Genomic DNA, 20071 nt, shown 5'->3' with positions numbered 1-20071 from the left:
TCGTCGTTCCCGGCGGACTGCGCCGGCCCGTCGTCCGTCGCCCGTCGTCCGTCGTCCGTCGTCCGTCGTCCGTCGAGGAACACATCCGCACCAAAAAGAACTAGCGCAACACGCACATCACAAGGCATACTTTGTATCAGCAGTGTGATATCCGAGTTCCGGCGTAGGTGCGCTTGGGGAAGACGTTCCTCGTCGAACCGGAGGTGAAAAGGTGCGCAATCTGAATCAGTTTGCGGACATGACGAGCGGCGTGGTCTACATCCACGCCTCTCCCGTCGCGCTGTGCCCGCACGTGGAGTGGGCGCTGTCGTCGACTCTGAATGCGCGGGCCGACCTGAAGTGGTCCGAACAGGACGCCGAGCCCGGCCGCATGCGTGCGAGCGTCGACTGGACGGGGCCGGTCGGTACCGGCGCACGGCTGACCAATGCGCTGCGCGAATGGTCCGGCCTGGTCTTCGAGGTGACCGAGAACCCCAGCGAGGGTGTCGACGGCGAACGCTTCTGCTATCTGCCGGGGCTGGGTCTGTGGCGTGGGTCCACCGGAGCCAACGGTGACGTGATCGTCGGAGAGATGCAGTTGCGCGCGCTGATGGACGCACAGCCCGACAGTGCCGGCCTGGCCGGAGAGCTCGATGCCATCCTCGGCACCGCGTGGGACGAGGGCCTGGAGAACTACCGCATGGGCGGTGTCGGCGCAGAGGTCACGTGGCTGCGCCAGCGGGTGGGCTGAACAGCCGCCGCACCCCGGTTCTTCGACAGACGACGGCCGCTCGGAGCGTTCTGCTCCGAGCGGCCGTCGTCTGTCGCGAGCTCTGTCCTAGGTACTCAGCGGGTAACGCAGCCGAGCCGTCACGGTGCCGTTCCAGATGTCGGAGACGATCTCGGACGCGCGAACCGGAATCACCCGGCCGCCCGTCTGCAGCACCCACACCGCGATGCGTGACAGCAGGTCGTAGCCGTCGTCGGCGTACGTGACGTCGCCCGTCTCGTTGTCCAGGCGCCCGAGGACGTCGACGGTGAAGTCGTACACCAGGGTGTCGACGTTGCCCGCGACCGCCGCCCGTGCCACATCCACGAGGTCGGTCGCGACGAGGCCCTTGGCCACGCCGTCGGCGATCTTCTCAACCGTCGCGTTGGCGCGGCGGGAGTTGATGTCCGCGAGTTCCTGGCGGATCCTGGCATCGATCTGCACCGCCGTCAGTTCGTCGGGGCTTCCGGGCACCGCGACGAGTTCGCGGAAGCCGCGGTCGAGGTTCCGGTACATGTCCAGCAGCGGATCGGCGGCGAACACGAACAGCGGGCGCTCGGCGGACGGGTCATCGGCGTCGATCGCCTTCACCACCACCTCGTGCACGCGTTTGGCGTACGTCTCGAGGAGCAGCTTGGTGCCCTCGTCGCCGTGCAGCCGACGGGCATGGATCCGTCCGCGCACCGTCGCGCGATTGGTGGCCTCCGCGACATCGCCGATGCCGTCTGCCTCCACCTCCATCTCCGACGCCAGCTCCGTTCCGGACGCCTGCCACAGGTTCCACCCGTCGGCCGACAGCGTCAGCGCGTAGGCGTCCTGCGGGGCCGCCGCCGCGCGCACCAGCTGTCCGACGTCGAAGTAGCTGCCGACCTGAAGCTGGTTCTCCAACTGGTTCGGGAGGACGAACATCTCCGCCTCTTCCGGAGTGATGAACACCGCCAGCGAGTGCGACAGCTTGCGCCACCCCTCGTCGGCGAGAATCGCCGTGGTCCTCTCGCGCAGGGCCGACTCCAGCGCGTGGTTCCCGCCGCCGTTGCGGAGCGACCGGATGGCGCGGTCCATCGCGCTCTTGACCGTGGTTCGGGCGAGATCGTACTGCGCGGCACTGGCCTGCGCATAGACGGTCACCGCGTGATCGCGCGGCGACCCGAGTTCGAGCAGCTCCGTCGTGGTCGGGAGTTCATAACGTGCCACGAAACGCCTCCTTCGGGTTCTCGGGTGCGAACGCGGCGACGACGCGCCCCCGCACCCGACTGACTCCACCCGGATGTGAGGCGAGACCGCGTCCTGGTTCCGAGGCTACCCGCCGGAGCCGTCGAGTTCGTCGAGTATTTCCTGGTTGAACTCACTCCAGAGGGGCTTGGCCCACGGCCCGAAAGGCCGGTCGGTGAGGACCACCGCGGCGGCCCGCCGGTCGGGGTCCACCCACAGGAAGGTCCCGGCCTGGCCGAAGTGCCCGTGAGTCCGCGGGGAATGAGCGGGAGCCGTCCAGTGCGGGCTCTTGGTTCCCCGGATCTCGAAGCCGAGGCCCCAATCGTTCGGCCGGTGCTTACCGTAGCCGGGGACGAATCCGTCGAGCCCGGGAAACTGCACCGACGCCGATTCCGCTGAGAGACCAATGGAGATCAGCCGGGGTGCGAGCCGCTCGGCGGCGAACCGGGAGAGGTCCGCGACGGTCGACCGTGCACCGTGCCCGGCCGGACCGTATAGTTCCGTCGCCGTCAGTCCGAGCGGATCGCAGACGGCCTCGCGCAGATAGTGGGCGAAGGCGATGCCGGTCTCCGCTTCCACCGCTTCGGCTAGCACCTCGAATCCCGCGCTCGAGTAGATCCGCTGTTCGGCCACGCCTGCGACCACCTGCCGGCTGTCGAAGGCCAGGCCCGATGCATGCGCCAGCAGGTGCGCGACGGTGGCTCCGGGCGGGCCGGCGGGAGTCCGCAGATCGATCGCGCCCTCTTCCACCGCGACGAGCACGGCCTGCGCGACGAGGAGCTTGGTGACCGACGCGAGCTCGTACACGCGGGCGAGGTCGCCGAACGTTCCGGCGGTTCCCTCCGCGGTGAGCACGGCCGCGGAGACGTTGTCGACAGGCCAGTCCGAAAGCGTCTCGAGTGATCTCACGCCTACCGACCCTACTCACCGGCACGATCGCGCGTTCGGTGTCCCGGCGTGGCGGGATCCCGCTCCACCCTGATGATGTTGACCGACCGCGCGTAGACCGACTCCACTGTCAGCACCACCGCGCACAGGATCGCGATCGTGCCCGGTACGAAGACCAGCAGATCGTCGATCCTGTCCCATGCGGCCGGACTCCACAGCGCGACCCACGTCAGCATCAACGCCACCACCGTCGAGAGTTCGCCGAGAAAGCTCACCACCACGAACAGCAACGCGGCCCGCCGGTGACGCCGCACCGACGTACGCGAGAAGTGGAAGTTGGCCGCGAACGCCAACAGCAGGACCGCGAACAATGACAGCAGCAGCCCGAGATCGTCACTCGTCAGCTCACGCACGACACTCCCCGTCTCCGATCGGTGCGGTCAGCGGCCCGGCGTCGGCGTGCCTGCGGGAGCGGGCGTCTCGACATCGGTGTTGACCGAGGGCTTTCCGTCGGAGCCCGTCGTGAACTGGTCGTCGTCGAGCGTGGAGGTGACGTCGTCGACGTCGCCGAGCACGGCGTCGACCCGCTCCACCGGGATCCCGCAGTTGTTGATCGCCTCGGAGACCCACTTCTTCGTCAGCCGGTCCTTGCCGTCAGCATGCGCCTGGTCCACCGTGCCGTCGAGGATCGTCGCCGACCGCCGGAGATCGGGTACGTCGGCGCAGACGTGGAAGACCGAACCGCCCTTGGTGTAGTACACGCGGTTCTTGCCCGTCAGCTGCTCGACCACATTGGTCTCGACGCCGTACTGCTCCACCGAGGGCGGATCCCAGTCGGCGCCGGCCAATCCGACCAGAGCCGCGACGACGATCGCCACTGCGCCCGCGATCCCCTTCTGCTTCCCGTCCATGTCCTTGTTCAGGAAGATCAGGACGATCAGCGGGAGGAAGGCGATCACCGTGACGATCACGCCGAGCTGGTTCTGAACGAAGAATCGGACCCGGTCCTTCTCGGACGCCGGATCGTAGCGATTGGCCTTCTTCCACAGCAGCGATCCGGCCAGCGCGAACGCGCCGATGACGACGATCATCACGATCAGCAGCCACATCCGGAGCGGATCCTGACGCAGCACCCAGAAGATGGTGACGAGTTCACCCGCGATCGCAACTGTCCACAGCACTGCGGCGACGATGCGCAGAGTCAGAGCCGTCGACTTCGCCTCCGGCGAGGCCGCCCAGGCTCCGCCCTCGACGGTCTCGCGCTCGGCGATCTCCGCTCCCCGCTCGGCACGTGAACGCGAGCTCCTCTTCTCGGTCATCTCTCCCCTTCGCCGCCGGCAGTCGGACCTCCGGCCGCTGCCCGGGCCCACTGCATATGAAGATCCGCCGGCCCGATGAGCCGGCGGATCTTCAGGATGTCAGAATCTCGCGAGCGGGGCCTAGCGATCGGCGTCGGTGTAACGGATGACGCCGCGGATGTTCTTGCCGTCGAGCATGTCCTGGTAGCCCTCGTTGATCTGGTCCAGACTGTACTGGCGGGTGATCATCTCCTCGATCTTGAGCTTGCCGATCTTGTACATCGACAGCAGATTCGGGATGTCGAGCTTCGGGTTGGCGCCGCCGAAGATGCTGCCCTGCAAGTTCTTCTGCAGCAGCGTCAGCATCGACAGGTTGAGCGTGACCTGGTTCTCCATCATGTTGCCCATGCCGGTCAGCACGCACGTGCCGTTCTTGGCGGTGATGCTCAGCCAGGTGTCGACGTCCTCGCCGTGCACCTCGCCGACGGTGACGATCACCTTCTGGCACATCCCCCACTCGGTGGCGTTACCGATCTCGTTCATGGCCTCCTCGACGGACGCGAAGGCATGAGTCGCACCGAACTTCAGGGCCTGCTCACGCTTCCACTCCACCGGATCGATGGCGAAGACGTTGCGCGCGCCGGCGATGACCGCACCCTGCAGGGCAGCTGTTCCGACGCCACCGACGCCGATGATCGCCACATCCTCACCCGGGCGGACGTCGCCGCTGCGGGTGGACGATCCGTAGCCGGTCGGGATGCCGCAGCCGCACAGTGCCGCGACCTCGAACGGGATCTCCTTGTCGATCTTCACCGCCGACGCCTCGTGCACCACCATGTACGGGCTGAACGTGCCGAGGAGGGTCATCGGGTACACCGGCTCACCGGCGGCCGTGTGGATGCGGAAGGTGTGGTCGGAGACGGCTTCGCCCTGCAGCAGCATGGCACCGAAGTCGCACAGGTTGGCCACGCCCGCCTTGCAGGAGCGGCACTTGCCGCACGACGGGATGAACGACAGCACCACGTGGTCGCCGACCTCGAAGTCGGTGACGCCCTCACCGATCTCCTCGACCACACCCGCTCCCTCGTGACCGCCGAGGATCGGGAACCCGCCCATCGGAATGCCGCCGGTCATCAGGTGATGGTCCGAGTGGCACATGCCCGCTGCTTCCATGCGGATCTTGATCTCGTGCGCCTTGGGATCACCGATCTCGATCTCTTCGATCTTCCACGGCGTGTTCAGCTCCCGGAGGATGGCGCCCTTGGTCTTCACAGTCATTTACCTCGATTTCGAATCCCGTTGCGGCGAGGCCGCATCCCACAGATGACGTACGGCCTCAGCCGCATCTGCTAGTGAGGGTAGTCACTTCTCGACAAAAATGAAACACGTTACAGTTCTCAATTCTTGAGTCCGGCGTCTTTGCTGCCGTACGCCTCTCGCAACTGCGGCTTGACGACCTTTCCGCCGGCATTGCGCGGCAGTTCGTCGACGATGACGAGATCCTTCGGGTGCTTGAACCGCGCCAGATTCTCGTTCAGGAACGGTTCCATCTCCTCCAGCGTCAGGTCGTCGACCCCGTCGGCGAGGACGACCACCGCGACCGGCACCTCTCCCCACTTCTCGTGCGCGCGGCCGATGATCGCGGCCTCGGCGACCTTCGGGTGGCCGAAGAGCACGTTCTCCACCTCGGCGCAGTAGATGTTCTCTCCCCCGGATATGATCATGTCCTTCGCTCGGTCGACCACGTAGAGGAAACCCTCCTCGTCCTGACGCACCAGGTCGCCGGAGTGGAACCAGCCTCCGGCGAAGGCGTCCGCGGTGCCCTGCGGGTTCTGCCAGTAGCCGGCCATCAGGTTGGGGCCGCGGTACACGATCTCGCCGACCTCGCCCTGCGGCACGTCGTTCATCGCGGCGTCCACCACGCGCGCGGTGACGCACGGGACGACCTTCCCGATGGAGCCGAGTTTGCGCAAGGCGTCCTTGCCCTCGAGCACGCACGTGATCGGCGACATCTCGGTCTGTCCGAACACGGCCACGTTCATCGCGTCCGGGAAGGTCTCGTTCATGGCTCGCAGCACCGTGTCCGAGGCCGGCGCAGCGCCCCAGCTGACCACGCGCAGCTTGAGCTCGCGGGGACGTGCCTGCTGCGCGGCGCACACCGCCTGCCACTGCGCGGGCACCAGGAAGATGGAGGTCGTGCCCTCCGCCTCCAGGACGTCGAGCATCTGCTCGGGATCGAAATTGCCGAGCGGATGAATCACGGTGGTCGCACCCATGTAGAAGGTCGGCGTCATCGCACCGAGCGCCGCGATGTGGAACATCGGGGCGACGCAGGACGCGATGTCGTCGGATGCGGTGTTCAGCGCCTGAATGCACGTGACCGCCTGCGCCTGCAGATTCTGGTGCGTCAGCATCGACCCCTTCGGCTTGCCGGTGGTGCCGGACGTGTACATGATCAGGGCGACGGTGTCCTCCGGCACGTCGATATCGGGCAGCGGCTCACCCTGCTCGGACACGAGATCCTCGTACGCCAGGTGCGCGGGGTTCGCGACGTCGCCGACCGTGATGATCTCCTCGACGGAGCCGGTGATCTGCGAGACGGCGTCGGCCAGCGGGGCCAGCATCGTCTCGGTCGCGATCACCCGGGCACCCGAGTCGGAGACGAGGAAGGCCACCTCGGCGGGTGCCATCCGGATGTTGACCGGGACCGGGATCGCCCCGATCAGATTCGCGGCGAGCGTGAGTTCCACGTACTCGGTCCGGTTGAGCATCAGGACCATGATTCGATCGCCGAATCGCACACCGCGGCGCAGCAGCGCCGCCGCCAGCGAATGCGTCCGGTGGTCGAGCTCCCGCCATGTGGTGCTCTTGCCCAGGAAACGCAAGGCCACCCCGTCCGGGCGGGTCTCGGCGTGTCGGCGGACCTGGTTGTTCCAATGGTTGCGGCGCGAACGGAGCGGTTCGTCGGTGAGCGTGAAGCCCAGGGTCTCGGTCATGTCATCTCCTGTCGAGGTGCGGAAATAGCGGGCGCGGCGAGAAGCACGGGTGACGCCGGTCGGTCAGCGGCCGGCGACGAACGACGTCAAGGCGGACTGGAACTCCGGCGACTGGAGGAGCTCGGTCTGACCGGAGATCTCACGCTCGAGCGCCTCGTCGAATCCGCTCAGCGAATGGCGGTCGAGAGCCGACTTGGTCAGCGCGAGCGCGCGCGGGGAACGGCGGGCCAGTCGTCCGGCAACCCGGTCGACGGCCGCCGCGAGCCCGGCCGGGTCATCGAAGAACGCCGTGATGAGCCCGGCGTCGTACGCATCGGCGGCCGACAGCTTCTCCCCGAGCAACGCCATCGCGTTGGCCCGAGCACGGCCGACCGCCGCGGTGAACAGGGCCGACGCCCCTCCGTCCGGCATCAGGCCGATATTGACGAATGCGAGCATGAAGTAGGTGCGGCTGGTGGCGTAGACGAGATCGGCCGCGACAGCCAGCGACGCGCCGATGCCGACTGCGGCACCGTCGAGCGCGGCGATCACCGGCATCGGCAGCCCCCGAACCGCGCGGACCAGATTCGACCCGTTCTCGATGATCGCCCGGGAGGCGGCCTCGTCGAAGCCTCCCGAGCCCCGCGCGTCCTGCGCCATCCCCGCCACATCGGCTCCCGCGCTGAACGATCCGCCTCGACCGGACAGGATCACCACGCGGACGTCGGGACTCGCCGCCCACTCGTCACACAGGGCGATCACGCGCGCGGACGCGGGCCCGTCGAGTGCGTTCATCTGCCGGGGCCGGTCGATCTCCAGACGCGCGATCCCGTTCGCATCGATGCTCGCCCAGACCCCGTCACGGCACTCGGCCTCGCTGATCATCGCGCTCCTCGACTCGGTGAACCCTGGCAATCGCCCCCACCGTAGCACCGGAAGTGATCTACATCATGCGAATGTAAATTAACTTACCACCCTAATAATTGTCCTCTACCAGCTTGTTCTCTCTTCTAGGTTTCCAGATTCATCGCAACGGAGGTTCGCTAGCATCGTTTCTCATGGAAACCGGAGACGACTGCGGCACCGCCGAACGCACACGCAGACGCCCGGCCGACAGGCGGGAGGTGATCCTTGCTGCCGCCGCGCGCAGTTTCGCTTCGTCCGGATTCCACGCCACCCGCCTCGGGGCGATCGCCGACGAGGCCGGAATCTCAGCGCCCGCGCTGTACAAGCACTTCTCGGGCAAGTACGAACTCTTCGCTGCCTCGCTGATCCATCTGGCCGGACAACTGGCCGCCGCGGTCGCCGCGGTGCCCTCCGAGGACGACCCGCGCAGCGAACTGCTCGCCGTCGTCCGGTCGATTGCCGCCAACGCGCTCGACAACCGCGAATCCGGGAACGTCTACCGGCGCGAACCCCGGCTGTTGCGGGGAGACGATCGCCGACGCCTTGCGGAACTGTCGGCGACGACCCGGAACCGGCTCACCGCACTCCTGCGCGGAATGCGCCCCGAAGTCGACGACCGGACCTCGCGGATTCTGGTGACCGCCACCCTGTCCGTCGTCGCCAGCCCGGTGACGCACCGGATCGGTCTCGCCCGTCGTACCGTCCTCGACGTCCTGTGCGCGGCAGTGGAGACTCTCATCGATCTGGACCTGCCAGAGCCGCAGCCCGCGGCCGGCACTCGGGGTCTCGCCCCGGCCGGTCGGCGCGAGACGATCCTCACCGAATCGATCCGACTGTTCGCCGACCGCGGGTTCCATGACGTGACCCTCGAGCAGATCGGCGCCGCCGCCGGTCTTCCGCCGTCCGGCGTGTACCGCCATTTCCCGTCGAAGAACGCGATTCTCGCCGCGGCCCTGTGGCGCGGCTCGGAACGCACCACCGCCGCGATCGCCGAAGGTCTGGCACACGCGAACACTCCCCGCGAGGCACTCGTCGCGCTCGCCGCCGAGTACAGCGCACTGTGCGTCGGCGACCCCGGGATCATGACGGTCTACCTGCGCGACACGGGAGTGCTCGATCCCGCCGACCAGCGCGCGCTGCGGCGTCAGCAGCGCGTCAACGTCGACGAATGGGCGACGTGGCTGCAGCGCGCCCGGCCCGGGGTGGCCCCCGGCGTCGCCCGATTCCTGGTGCACGCGGCACTGAACGTCGCCACGGACCTGACGATCGCCGACCGCGACCTCGATGCACCGACCATCGCGGTCGTCGTCACGGCGGTGCTCACCGGCGAGACCGCTTCGGCACAGGCCGTCGGGGCGCTCACACCACCGACAGATCCGACAGCTTCCACGAATCACCGTCGCGCGACATCGTGATCTTGATGCGCGACTGGTAGTCGATGCCCTCCTTCGACGCATCGGGCGCCAGCGGCGTCTTGACGTTCTGGTCGATCGCGACCAGGACCACCGCCTCGTCGTCGGAGATCGACACGACTCCGGCTTCCCTGGCCACGGCCGTTCCGGTGGCCTGCGCGGCGTCGTTGCCCTCCCGCGCCTGCTGTGAGGATCGGATGTACCGGTCGGCGAAATCAGGCGTCGAGATCGATCGGATCCGCTTGTCGAGATCGGCGTAGTCGCCCGCCGAGTACGTCAGCACGGTGGTCGCGTACTGCTTCGCTGCGACGATCGCCCCCTGCTCGTCTGAGCGCCCCGAACCCGCCGAGTCCTCCGAGACGAGCAAGTAGGCGAGGATCCCGACGACCACCACCAGAAGCGCCGTCGTCGCGGCGAACGCGATGGCGAGCTTGCGCGGCGAATCGGCCGGTCCGCCGACACCGATCTCGATGAGATCCTGATCGCCGTCGGCCTTCTCGACGCGCTCTTCGTCACGGATCCGGGCCCGGCGTTCGCGGTTCTGCGCCAACAACTCCGCTCGGTCCGGGTCCGTTGCTTCCGGCTTCGTCGCTCGTTCGTCGTCGCTGCTGTCGGCCATGATCACCCACTGTAATGATGCGCGAAGGATGGTCGTATGTGACACATGCCACTTCACCGATCGCTAGATATATGTGATACGACTTGTAGGGATCTGTTTCATTCAGCCGATGTCAAGGAGTCACCCCGTGGTCGAATTCACCCCCGAACAGGCAGCTTTCGCGCAGGCGGTCGCCGACTTCTGTGAGCGCGAGGTCGGCACCCGGCAGCGGCGAGACGCACTCACCAACAACGGGACCGAGGCCCACTCCGACGAGCTGTATCGGAAGATGGCCGGCCTCGGCTGGGCCGGAATCAACGTGGCAGAGGAATTCGGCGGCGCCGGCGCGGGCAACGTCGAGATGTGCATCTTCCTGGAGGAGGCCGTCCGCGGCCAGGCTCCGATCGGCGCGGTGGGCCCGACCCTCATCACCGCTGCCGCGTACGCCAAGTTCGCGCACGACGACCTGCGGCGCGAGGTGCTCGCGGGCGTGGTCGCGGGCGACTCACTATCGATCTCGATGTCCGAACCCGAGGCGGGGTCGGACGTCGGCGCCCTGACCTGTCGCGCGGAGAAGGTCGAGGGCGGCTGGAAGATCAACGGGCAGAAGACCTGGTGCTCCAATGCACACTTCTCGAAGAGCATCCTTCTCATCGCCCGCACCGACCGCTCCGGCGGAAAGCACGAGGGTCTCACCCAGTTCCACGTCCCGGCCGACACTCCCGGGCTCAAGATCAGCGGTATCGACACGCTCGGCGGCCGCGAGGTGAACGACCTCTACTTCACCGACTGCTTCGTTCCCGATTCCGCAGTCGTCGGCGAGGTCGGCAACGGGTGGCGCCAATTGATGTCCGGGCTCAATTCCGAGCGCCTCATCCTGGCGGCGATGCAGTTGGGACTCGCGCGACGCTCATTCGACGACACTCTCGCCTTCATCACCGAACGCAAGCAGTTCGGTCGCCCGGTCGGCTCCTTCCAAGCGCTGCGCCATCGGATGGCCGACCACGCCACGGAGATCGCGTGCACCCGGGAGCTCGTCTACAGCGTCGCCCGGGCCGCGGATGCTCATCCGGACCGGCTGATGCCGCGGGAGGCGTCGATGGTGAAGCTGAAGGCAACCGAGACGAGCAAGAAGATGACCATCGACGGGATGCAGATGATGGGCGGGTACGGCTACGCCACCGAATTCGACGCCGAGCGTCTCATGCGGTCGGCGATCATCTCGACCGTGTTCGGCGGCACCAACGAGATCCAGCGCGACATCATCGGAAAGACCTATGGCCTCTGACGCCACCCCGGTCCGTCAGCGGCGACGCCCGCAACTGTCCGAAGAGGTCGCGTCGATCCTCCGGCACAAGATCATGACCGCCGAGGTGCTGCCGGGAGCGCGGATTCGCATCGACGAGACCGCCGTGGAACTGGGCGTGAGCGTCACCCCGGTCCGCGAGGCACTGCTGACCCTGCGGGGCGAGGGCATGGTCCTCCTCGCCCCGCATCGCGGCTACGAGGTCGCTCCGCTCACTCGGACCGACGTCGACGATCTGTTCTGGCTCCAGGGCGAGGCCGCGGCACGGATCGCCCGTCGCACGGCGCGGGTGGTGACCAGTGCGCAGATCGACGAGCTCGCCTGGGCCAACGCCCGGTTCCGCAGCGCCGTGAGGTCAGGCGATCACGAGGACCTCACCGATGCGGAATTCGAGTTCCACCGCACGCACAATCAGATCAGCGGCAATACGAAGCTGGCCTGGGTGCTGCTCAACACGACCCGCTACACACCCCACGCGCTGTACGCGTCGGACCCTGAGTGGGGAGAGCTGACCGCGAACCTGCACGACGAGCTGATCGCCGCCTACCGATCCGGTGACCCGGACGCTGCGGCCGAGTGCATCCGTCGGGAGTTCACCGACGGCGCCGCGCGGCTGATCGCCCATCTGTCGCAGACTCAGATTTGGCAGAACGCCCCCTGAACTGCTGTTTTGCACTCTCCCGGAGACATGGGATAGAGTCTGTTCTCGTTCGCAACGAGAGCAATCCCCCATAGCTCAACGGCAGAGCACTCGACTGTTAATCGAGCGGTTATTGGTTCGAATCCAATTGGGGGAGCGTAAGAGACCCCAGGTCAGAACTACTTTCTGGCCTGGGGTTTTCTCTGTCCGGGAGACAAATCCCAGGAATATCCCAGGAATTGCCAGCCATCTACCGCCAGTGAACGACGAACCGGTCCCGGTCCGACGACTCCCGCAACGGCAGGATGTCGACGTGATCGATCACCGAAGCGATCAGTGCACGCCGGTCCTCGAGCGGCGTCGATTCGTCCGCCCACCATTGAACGACGTCCTCGTCTGTCAGCGACGGAAACCGGTCCACGACGTCGATCAACGCCAGCGACGACTCCGCCTCCGCGCGCACTTCTCGCGCGGCCGCCACGCCGGCCTCAAACGCCGCGGACAGGACCTCCAACTCAACCGAAACCGGCTCATCCCAATCGGGGGTGTAGGAGTTGGGGTCTGAAGCCGCCGGTCTCGAGCAGGCTTCGGGCGATGTAGTTGGTCAGGTTGCGGAACCCGAGTGCGGAGCCGCGCAGGTGTTCGAGCCGTCCGTTGAGCGCCTCGGTCGGCCCGTTGCTGGTGCCGGGTCGTTCGAAGTAGGCGAGCACGTCAGCGGCTCGCTTCTTCAGGGTCCGGCCCAGGGGGGGTGAGCTCGGTGAGCACCTTGGGGACGCCGGCGCTGAGGTCGGTGATCAGCTTCTCCATGAGCTCGCGGCCACGTTGCCGGTCCTCGTGGCGATAGGCGGCGATCATGCGCTGGTAGACACCCCAGGTCGCCTCGACCTCGACGTGAGCGTCATCAACGAACAGCGCGCGTAGCCTGTCGCTCTGCTTGTCGGTGAGCAGGTCCGCGCCGGTGTGCAGCGTGCGCCGCGACTTGTAGAGCGGGTCGTCCCTGAACCCACGGTGCCCGTGGGTCGCGAGTTGGACCCGGCGCCGGCACCTGTCGAGGGCGTCACCGGCCAGGCGCACGACGTGGAAGGGATCCATCACCGTGACCGCGTCCGGGATCTCCTCTGCAGCGGCGGTCTTGAACCCGGTGAAGCCGTCCATCGCGACCACCTCGACCGCGTCACGGAAGGCGTCGTCGCGGTCGGCGAGCCAGGTCTTGAACGCCGCCTTCGACCGGCCCTCGACCATGTCCAGCAGCCTTGCTGGGCCGGCGCCATCGCGGACCGGGGTGAGGTCGATGATCACGGTGACGTACTTGTCGCCACGCCTGGTGTGGCGCCAGACGTGCTCATCGACGCCAATGACCTTCACGCCCTCAAACCGCGTGGGGTCGTTGATCAGCAGCCGCTTGCCTTCAGCCAGGACCGCGTTGTTGGCGGTGTCCCACGCGACCCCGAGTCCCTCGGCGACACGGGCGACGGTGAGGTGTGCGACCACGATCCCTTCCAGCGCCCACCGCAGCCCGGTGCGCGAGAGCTTCGCGCGTGGCTCCGCCGCGGCGCTGGTGTCTTGGCGCCACACGTGTCCGCAGTCGGCACAGCGGTAGCGGCGCACTACAACTTCCAGCACGGTCGGTCGCCAGCCCAGCGGCTCGTGGGCCAACCGCCGGATCACGGTGTCACGAGCAGCGCCTTCGCTGCCGCACCGTCGGCACCACTGATCTGGTTCCACCACGCGGCACGCGAGGACCGCACGATCCGGTTCAAGTCGTTGTCCGGTCACGCTCAGACCGAGGCTGTCGAGTCGAGCGAAGGCGGTCAGGTCAGGGCGGCCGAAGCCGGCCGGCGGGGTAGCGTCGGACACGTCGAGGTCTTTCGGATGGATGGCGTAGGAACCTCCGTCGTCGGGAGACCTCGACGTCTATCTGCGGACCGACGCGCCCAGCCGACCTACACCGTCAGCTGAGAAGACCCCTGAAACGTCTTCGACGACGACAGGACCGGCGAGGAGGAGGGCGCGGTGAGCTAAAGGAATGGAGCTTGCTCGGCTTCGACGCCGCCGCAAGCTCCGGTGAAACGGTCGGTACTGGTCGGTACTGGTCGGTCGTCGTCGGTCACCACCGGATGGCGGCGTCCCCCACGCTCGGCGTTTGAGCAGGTCAGCGGCTCGTTCGCCCAGTGGGCGCATCAAGCGATAGACGCAAAGCCGACGTGATTAGGTCGTCGGTTCGATTCCGACAGGCGGCTCCGGCGAACAGCCCCTGACCTGCGCAAACGCAGGGCAGGGGCGGTTCGGTTCTGGTGGTCGCGCGATGCGCTGGCCTCACGGCTCTGCCCGACACCGACGTCGCTCTCCTCTGCGACGGACCCCTCGCCGGCTGAGCGCTCGCGGCCGGCATCCTGTCCGTGTGCCGATAGGCCTCGCACCGCTCGGCAACGCAGCGTGGCGTTGCGTCGCGACCTGGCGACGGCTCGGCGGGGCGCGATCGTCTCGTGCGTTGGCGGACTACGGGAGCTTGGACGCGAGGACGTCGGCCGCCAGGATCTCGGGTGCTGCGCCGAGGAGGTGCTGATTGTCCGTCAGGGCTGCGACGATGGCGCCGTTGGCGTGGGCGTCGCGAGCGGCCTCGTCGGGGAATGCATCGAAGATCCAGAAAGTGTCGGCGTGGGTCCTGACCGCGAACCAGACAATCGTTCCTACTTCTTCGTTGGCGAGCGCGACAGCGCCGGCGAGCAGATCGGCGAGCGCGTCGTGCTGTCCATCGGCCGCGACGATCTTGGCGACGAAGGCATACGGAAGTGATGCGGGTGTGGACATGAGGGGTTCTCCTAGGTGTCGAGGTTTCCCGGTGAAGCAAGTTCAGCGTAGGACGAGCAAGGGCATGTGAGAAGTGGCGTATACGGCAGTATTGCTATTGTTTGCGCCATGCGTATCGGACTGATCGCGATCGACGGCTGCTTCGGTTCGGCTGTCGCGTCGGTCATCGACATCGTGCGGGTGGCCGACGGAGCCCGCGGCGATGTCGACCCGCGGATCGACCCGATCGAACTCGCCATCCTCGGACCGAAACGGAGAGTGACCACGACGGCATCGATGACCCTGTCGGTGGACCACCCGCTGTCGGAGTCCGCAGAGTTCGACGTGGTCGTCGTCCCTGCGCTTGGAACCCTCACGGCCGCCGCTACCAACGACGCCCTCCAGAGCCGAGATGCTCGTTCGGTCATCGCCTCGCTCGGGCGCCTCGACGACGCGACCACCCGGATCGCCGCGGCGTGCACCGGCGTGTTCGCTGTCGCCGAGACCGGACGGATGCATCATCGGCGGGCGACGACCAGCTGGTTCCTGGGGCCGGAGTTCCTGAAGCGCTATCCGACCGTCGCCCTCGATCTCGACACCATGGTCGTGGTCGACGGAAACCTCGTCACCGCCGGCGCCGCGTTCGCCCACATCGACCTCGCGCTCTCACTCGTGCGATCGATCAGCCCCGACCTGGCCCAACATGTCGCCAAGCTCCTCATCATCGACGAGCGCCCGTCGCAGGCGGCCTTCGTCGCCTACGAACATCTCCGGCACGAAGACCCGATCGTCGTCGAGTTCGAACGCTTCGTGCGCGCCCGCCTGGACGAACCGTTCAACGTCGCCTTCGTCGCGCAGTCGCTCGGCACCAGCCGGCGCACCCTCGAACGACGAGTCCGTGCGGCGCTCAACCTCACTCCGCTCGGCTTCGTCCAACGGCTTCGCATCGAACGAGCTCGGCACCTCTCAGCAACCACGGACCTCACCTCCGCCGAGATCGCGCTACGGGTCGGCTACGCGAACGCCGAGACTCTGCGCTCCCTCCTGCGCAGGGAGCGACGCCGTTCCTGACCTATCGCCATGCCTGTAGCCGGTGTCCTAGCGCTCGACTGGAACCACCTCTCAGCACGTCGCGTCGACGCCCCGGCGTCGCCCCTGGACGACCCACTCGACACACCCGCAGCACAGGCCATGTGACGTGCCCCGGCTTCCCGGACGGTCGGGGTCGGGTGGCTGTGATGTCGCTGCGTTCTCGTCGAGGGGGTCAGCAGACTCGATCAGGGTCGATTGGGATGAGACGCGAAGGCGGTCAGGTCAGCGCGGCCGAAGCCGGCCGGCGGGGTAGCGTCGGTCACGTCGAGGTCTTTCGGATGGATGGCGTAGAAACCTCCATCGTCGGGAGACCTCGACGTCTATCTGCGGACCGACGCGCCCGGCCGACCTACACCCTCATCTGGGAAGAGCCCCGAAACCAGAGGCTCGCCGGAGGAAGGCGAAGGCTGAGCGGCTACGCGCAGATCAGCCAGAAGGCGACAGTCCCGATGCAGTTGATGCCCTACACCGAATGCGCCAAAGCCGGCCGAAGTAGAAGCGACGCTCAATACGATGCTGGACTCGATACGTAACGACGTCCCCACTTACGACGGCGCTGGAGAACCGCAAGTGTCCCGCACGAGAATCGTGAATGGGCACCACGTCCAGGCATTTATTTGCGCGCCGCGGCGCTCCGCGCCGAAGAGCCCGACTTGTATCTCGAGCCCGATGAACTCGAACTCGCCGGGATACCGCAGGCGCTCGGGCATGCGACGAATCAGCAGCTTCTCGACGAGATTCAGCAGCGCGTTGACCCGGAAGCAGCACGACTGTTCCGTGGAGAGGGCGACGCGGTCATCATCACGCCGAAGTTCGCGAGCGCCGACGATGCGATCGAGGAGGAATGCTGGGCGGCCCGTCGCATCGACGAGATGTCGCAGTCGGACTACATCAACCGGGCATCCGCTCGTCGCTGCGAAGAGCCCGATCCCGAAGGTCCCGAGAACGGGGCATAGCAGACCCAGTGTCAGATACGACCGATACGATCCACGCCACACGGTGCGCGACAGGACAGCGCGCCTCACACGAAGGGGATCAAGATGGGGCTCTATGTCGGAGGAGGGATCGGGCCAGTCGGCTGGTCGATGCCGCTGGTACCCCGCGGCCTCGGCAAGGACATGGTCAGCGCAACCGGCGGACTGCTCTACCTCTGCTGGCAGATGGTGCGCTGGTTCTTGCTGCTGACGTGGTGGATGCTCTACGGCGTCTGGCTGTTCTACAAGTACCTCGCGATCGGATGCTGGTGGCTCGGCCGGAAGGGCTGGGAATGGTGGCAGATCCGCCAGGGGAACCGAGCCGCCGTGGAAGCGGCGAACCGCGCGTACGCGAAAGCTCTCGCGGACCGTGCTGACGCCGAGAACGCCGCATGGAACTCCGGCCAGCCCGGCGCCGAGTACGGCCAGTACCAGCCTCACCTGCTGACGCGACATGACCTACCCGATCAGGACCGTCGCGCCAGCTAGCCCCGACTACGACCCCGGCACAGTCTCACCAGCCGTGCCGCGCGAAGGAGATCATCATGCGCTACCACCCGTGGCGGGAGGCATCCGGAATCAAGGACTCGAAATCGTGTTCGTCGACAACCTCCCGCCCGGGGTGCGCGGCCAGAGCTGCGCTGCGGGAACCGCATAGAGATCAGCGCCGGTGCGCTCAGCGACGAGCGACGCTCGACACTGTCCCACGAGATGGGCCACATCGAACGCGGCTGCTTCATCCCCGTTGACCCGGTTCTGCACGCTCGCGAGGAAGCCGCTGTCGAACGCATCGCCACGCGCCGTTTCGTCACCCTCGACCAACTCCTCGATGCCCTCTGCTGGTCGCAGCACGTCGGCGAGATCGCCGACGAGCTCTGGACCGATATCCCGATGCTCAAGGCCCGCGTCGCCGACCTCACACCAGCCGAACAGCGGTGGATCGAGGACGAACTCGAACGTCGGGTAGCCTGATGGGGCGCCGGCGCCTCGAGGTCGGCGAGCACGGACAAATCGCGGTCACGCCGCTCGCCTCGAATAAGTACCGTGCGCGCTGAGAAGTCCGATGCCGCGACGGGAAGATCCGATCCGTTCAGGCAGACGGGCCCTCCGAAGGCGCGGCCACCGACGCGGTCACGAAACGCGCAGCGGAGCGTGCAGCATCCGCCGGCCGTCCCGTCTCTGATGCCGCAGTCGCAGAACTTACTCCGAACCCTGGTGACCGTACTGGCAGATAAGTGGCGGGAGCAGAAGGAGTCCGCGGTCTCGGAACAATCTGTCCAGACCTCGAGCCTTACCATCTCGCGATCACGCGATCGGCGAACTCCGGATCAATAAGGTCACCACGTAGACGATCGAGTGGCTGATCGATCGAGAAGCGTCTGGGCGCCCAGCTAAAGCGAAGGGCTTACGTCGTCAGGTATCGGAGATGTTCGCAATCGCGATCCGGCACGACGCTTACGACGGCGCGAACCCTCTCTTCGCGTTTTCCCACCGGTCTGGCGACACGGCGAAGCCGGTCAACACCGCATCAGCGAACGCCCGGCGTTCCATGCATCGACGAAGGCATCGTCCAGCCTGCTCTCCACTGCCTGGAGGGCCCGGATCCCGAACACGACGTCGTCGGCGAGATCCGGCTCGTCGGCGATGAGCGGCGCGACGACTTGATCACGCATCACGAGCTCGTGCACGGCGTCGGCCTCGACGTGTTCACGGTAGAAATGCCGGGCCGCCTCCGGAGCGTCGATCCGCTCGAGTCCTTTGAGAAGCCACGCCGAGCCCACCGGCGAGGTCATCTCCGTGGCGGCGAAGTGTCCGACCGTCGCTCCGCGGCGTGAGCCTCGCAGCGCGAGACACGACATGAGGTTCACGGTCGCCAGCACCACGGCGGGAGCGTCGTTGAGATAGCCGAGATAACTGTGGTCGAGCCCTGTGGCCGACAGCAGATCGGCGTACAGCTCCTGGTGAACACGCTCACCGCGTCCGCCGCCGTACTCGTCGAACTCCACCGCCACGAAGGCCGCCTTGGCATCTCGACGCAGCCGGGGAATCGCCCACGCGTGGGGATCGGCCTCCTTCAAGTGGTAGATGGAGCGCGCCTTGAAATAGTCGGCGAACTCGTCTTCGGTGCCGTGACGGCGCAGATGCGCCGTCGCTCCCTCGGGAACGGCCCGTGCGAGCGCGTCGAGTTCGGCATCGGCGGTGCCTTCGTCGCTCAGCGGCGACAGCCGATCCGCCACGGCGTCGAGGAACCGGTCCTCGAGACGGACGCGCGCGTCGATGACTGCCGGGTCCCACTCGCAATCCCTCCCGGCGTCGGCCCACCCGCGATAGTGCAATTCGTGGCACACGGTCAACGACAGCTGCAGATCGTCGCCCCACGGATCGAGCCCGTCCGGCACGTCGATCCGGGACGGACGACTGTCGACCTTCGCGCGTATCGCTTCGATGAGGACTTCGGACATCGGTCCGCGCGGTTCCGGCATTCGCGCAATCACGCGTTCCCGAATCGATCCCGGTCGGGACATCGGGCATCACCTGCCTTTCATCGCCACGGCAGAAGTACCCTCCCTGAACGAAAGCAAACCATCGCAGGACGTGACCGACGCCCGGTCGGGTACCCGATGCTTCATCAGGCACTGAACGAAACACGCGAGACGGAGCGAGATCGATGGCCGACGAGAACACCCCGCAACGGAGCACCGCTCCCCTTTTCACCCGTCAACCGCCGCCGACACCCCGGCTGCGCACGCTCGAGACATTGGACGACGTCGTCGACGAGATCGCCGACCGCGAGCCGGTGTACATCAGATACTCACACGGTCCGGCGACGGACGCGGAGGCCGGACCGAGCCTCGACTACGAGGCGGCATTCACGTTGCCCGGGTTGTCGGTCGCATCGCTGACTCCCGAACCGTGGTGGACACGGAGCCCGAAGCCGTGGATCGCGCGACGCATTCGCAAGTATGCCGAACTCGACGCCCCCGACCGCTACGCCTGGCTTCTGGCCGGCGAGGTGGTGGGCCGCGGGCCCGACCACGAGCCGCTGGTCCGCCGGGTCGACGTCATCGCCCGCCTCGCTCCGCAGGTGCTGTCGGAGGCGGCTGAGGTCTACGAGGAGATGTTCGAGGCGGGCCGCGATTCCCGGGCCGACGCATCCGACGGTTGATCGGCCGCACGGCGGGGTACTCCTCACTCGACCGACGAGCCCGTGTGCTCGTACCCAGATGGCCGG

General features: G+C 66.8%; 20 protein-coding genes, 1 tRNA gene and 1 pseudogene. 10 read left to right on the top strand and 12 right to left on the bottom strand.

The window, feature by feature from the left end:
- Window positions 1-211: 211 nt before the first annotated feature.
- On the top strand, window positions 212-730 hold the full coding sequence (locus GSI01S_RS04310; protein ID WP_006895202.1) for a DUF3145 domain-containing protein: 519 nt from the start codon (window positions 212-214) through the stop codon (window positions 728-730).
- Window positions 731-817: 87 nt separating this feature from the next.
- Here GSI01S_RS04310 and GSI01S_RS04305 read toward each other — a convergent pair whose 3' ends face one another.
- The 7 genes from GSI01S_RS04305 to GSI01S_RS04275 all read right to left on the bottom strand — a co-directional run bounded on the left by GSI01S_RS04305 (window position 818) and on the right by GSI01S_RS04275 (window position 8006).
- The gene (locus GSI01S_RS04305; RefSeq protein ID WP_006895200.1) at window positions 818-1942 is read right to left on the bottom strand and encodes a baeRF11 domain-containing protein; all 1125 of its coding nucleotides are present in this window, start codon (window positions 1940-1942) and stop codon (window positions 818-820) included.
- Window positions 1943-2047: 105 nt separating this feature from the next.
- A complete protein-coding gene (locus tag GSI01S_RS04300; protein WP_006895199.1) occupies window positions 2048-2869 on the bottom strand; it encodes a serine hydrolase domain-containing protein in 822 nt (273 codons plus the stop codon).
- An 11-nt stretch (window positions 2870-2880) separates the two neighbouring features.
- Window positions 2881-3261 carry a hypothetical protein gene (locus GSI01S_RS04295; protein WP_006895198.1) on the bottom strand — a complete coding sequence of 127 codons (381 nt, stop codon included), beginning with the start codon at window positions 3259-3261 and terminating at the stop codon, window positions 2881-2883.
- A 27-nt stretch (window positions 3262-3288) separates the two neighbouring features.
- Window positions 3289-4167 (bottom strand): hypothetical protein, encoded by an 879-nt coding sequence (locus tag GSI01S_RS04290; protein ID WP_006895196.1) that lies wholly within the window; start codon window positions 4165-4167, stop codon window positions 3289-3291.
- Between the two features lie 120 nt (window positions 4168-4287).
- Window positions 4288-5418 (bottom strand): NDMA-dependent alcohol dehydrogenase, encoded by a 1131-nt coding sequence (locus tag GSI01S_RS04285; protein ID WP_039866974.1) that lies wholly within the window; start codon window positions 5416-5418, stop codon window positions 4288-4290.
- Between the two features lie 125 nt (window positions 5419-5543).
- Entirely contained in the window at window positions 5544-7142 is a 1599-nt protein-coding gene (fadD5, locus tag GSI01S_RS04280) for a fatty-acid--CoA ligase FadD5 (RefSeq protein ID WP_006895192.1), read from the bottom strand.
- 63 nt (window positions 7143-7205) lie between these two features.
- On the bottom strand, window positions 7206-8006 hold the full coding sequence (locus GSI01S_RS04275; protein WP_006895190.1) for an enoyl-CoA hydratase-related protein: 801 nt from the start codon (window positions 8004-8006) through the stop codon (window positions 7206-7208).
- A gap of 173 nt (window positions 8007-8179) precedes the next feature.
- On the opposite strand from GSI01S_RS04275, the gene GSI01S_RS04270 reads away from it, so the two are divergent.
- The gene (locus GSI01S_RS04270; RefSeq protein ID WP_006895189.1) at window positions 8180-9442 is read left to right on the top strand and encodes a TetR/AcrR family transcriptional regulator; all 1263 of its coding nucleotides are present in this window, start codon (window positions 8180-8182) and stop codon (window positions 9440-9442) included.
- Here the strand turns inward: GSI01S_RS04270 and GSI01S_RS04265 are convergent.
- Window positions 9387-10058 carry a hypothetical protein gene (locus GSI01S_RS04265; RefSeq protein ID WP_006895188.1) on the bottom strand — a complete coding sequence of 224 codons (672 nt, stop codon included), beginning with the start codon at window positions 10056-10058 and terminating at the stop codon, window positions 9387-9389. The genes GSI01S_RS04270 and GSI01S_RS04265 overlap by 56 nt on opposite strands.
- A gap of 127 nt (window positions 10059-10185) precedes the next feature.
- Here GSI01S_RS04265 and GSI01S_RS04260 point away from each other — a divergent pair, with 127 nt between their 5' ends.
- From GSI01S_RS04260 to GSI01S_RS04250, 3 genes are all read left to right on the top strand, one after another.
- On the top strand, window positions 10186-11325 hold the full coding sequence (locus GSI01S_RS04260; RefSeq protein ID WP_006895186.1) for an acyl-CoA dehydrogenase family protein: 1140 nt from the start codon (window positions 10186-10188) through the stop codon (window positions 11323-11325).
- Window positions 11315-12004, top strand: a complete 690-nt coding sequence (locus GSI01S_RS04255) for a GntR family transcriptional regulator (RefSeq protein WP_006895185.1) — start codon at window positions 11315-11317, stop codon at window positions 12002-12004. The genes GSI01S_RS04260 and GSI01S_RS04255 overlap by 11 nt, the downstream gene beginning before the upstream one ends.
- A 64-nt stretch (window positions 12005-12068) precedes the next feature.
- Window positions 12069-12140 (top strand) — tRNA-Asn (locus GSI01S_RS04250).
- Between the two features lie 93 nt (window positions 12141-12233).
- Here the strand turns inward: GSI01S_RS04250 and GSI01S_RS04245 are convergent.
- The 3 genes and pseudogenes from GSI01S_RS04245 to GSI01S_RS04235 form a co-directional block, all read right to left on the bottom strand.
- On the bottom strand, window positions 12234-12464 hold the full coding sequence (locus tag GSI01S_RS04245) for a hypothetical protein (protein ID WP_157225309.1): 231 nt from the start codon (window positions 12462-12464) through the stop codon (window positions 12234-12236).
- A 49-nt stretch (window positions 12465-12513) separates the two neighbouring features.
- A pseudogene (locus tag GSI01S_RS04240) lies at window positions 12514-13840 on the bottom strand (ISL3-like element ISPfr2 family transposase).
- A gap of 642 nt (window positions 13841-14482) precedes the next feature.
- Window positions 14483-14794 (bottom strand): putative quinol monooxygenase, encoded by a 312-nt coding sequence (locus GSI01S_RS04235; protein WP_006895180.1) that lies wholly within the window; start codon window positions 14792-14794, stop codon window positions 14483-14485.
- Window positions 14795-14902: 108 nt separating this feature from the next.
- Here GSI01S_RS04235 and GSI01S_RS04230 point away from each other — a divergent pair, with 108 nt between their 5' ends.
- The 4 genes from GSI01S_RS04230 (at window position 14903) to GSI01S_RS04215 (ending at window position 17811) form a co-directional block, all read left to right on the top strand.
- On the top strand, window positions 14903-15844 hold the full coding sequence (locus tag GSI01S_RS04230; RefSeq protein WP_003941078.1) for a GlxA family transcriptional regulator: 942 nt from the start codon (window positions 14903-14905) through the stop codon (window positions 15842-15844).
- A gap of 674 nt (window positions 15845-16518) precedes the next feature.
- Window positions 16519-16821 (top strand): hypothetical protein, encoded by a 303-nt coding sequence (locus GSI01S_RS04225; protein WP_157225308.1) that lies wholly within the window; start codon window positions 16519-16521, stop codon window positions 16819-16821.
- Between the two features lie 84 nt (window positions 16822-16905).
- Window positions 16906-17328, top strand: a complete 423-nt coding sequence (locus tag GSI01S_RS04220) for a hypothetical protein (protein ID WP_006895178.1) — start codon at window positions 16906-16908, stop codon at window positions 17326-17328.
- A gap of 222 nt (window positions 17329-17550) precedes the next feature.
- Window positions 17551-17811 carry a hypothetical protein gene (locus GSI01S_RS04215; protein ID WP_006895177.1) on the top strand — a complete coding sequence of 87 codons (261 nt, stop codon included), beginning with the start codon at window positions 17551-17553 and terminating at the stop codon, window positions 17809-17811.
- A 545-nt stretch (window positions 17812-18356) separates the two neighbouring features.
- On the opposite strand, the gene GSI01S_RS04210 is transcribed toward GSI01S_RS04215, so the two are convergent.
- A complete protein-coding gene (locus GSI01S_RS04210; RefSeq protein WP_006895176.1) occupies window positions 18357-19364 on the bottom strand; it encodes an iron-containing redox enzyme family protein in 1008 nt (335 codons plus the stop codon).
- 143 nt (window positions 19365-19507) lie between these two features.
- Here GSI01S_RS04210 and GSI01S_RS04205 point away from each other — a divergent pair, with 143 nt between their 5' ends.
- Window positions 19508-20005, top strand: a complete 498-nt coding sequence (locus GSI01S_RS04205; protein ID WP_006895175.1) for a DUF6098 family protein — start codon at window positions 19508-19510, stop codon at window positions 20003-20005.
- The last annotated feature ends 66 nt before the right edge of the window (window positions 20006-20071 follow it).

Source organism: Gordonia sihwensis NBRC 108236, from assembly GCF_000333035.1.
In the GTDB taxonomy this organism is placed as follows: Bacteria; Actinomycetota; Actinomycetes; order Mycobacteriales; family Mycobacteriaceae; genus Gordonia; species Gordonia sihwensis.
This window is presented reverse-complemented; position numbering and strand designations above follow the sequence as displayed.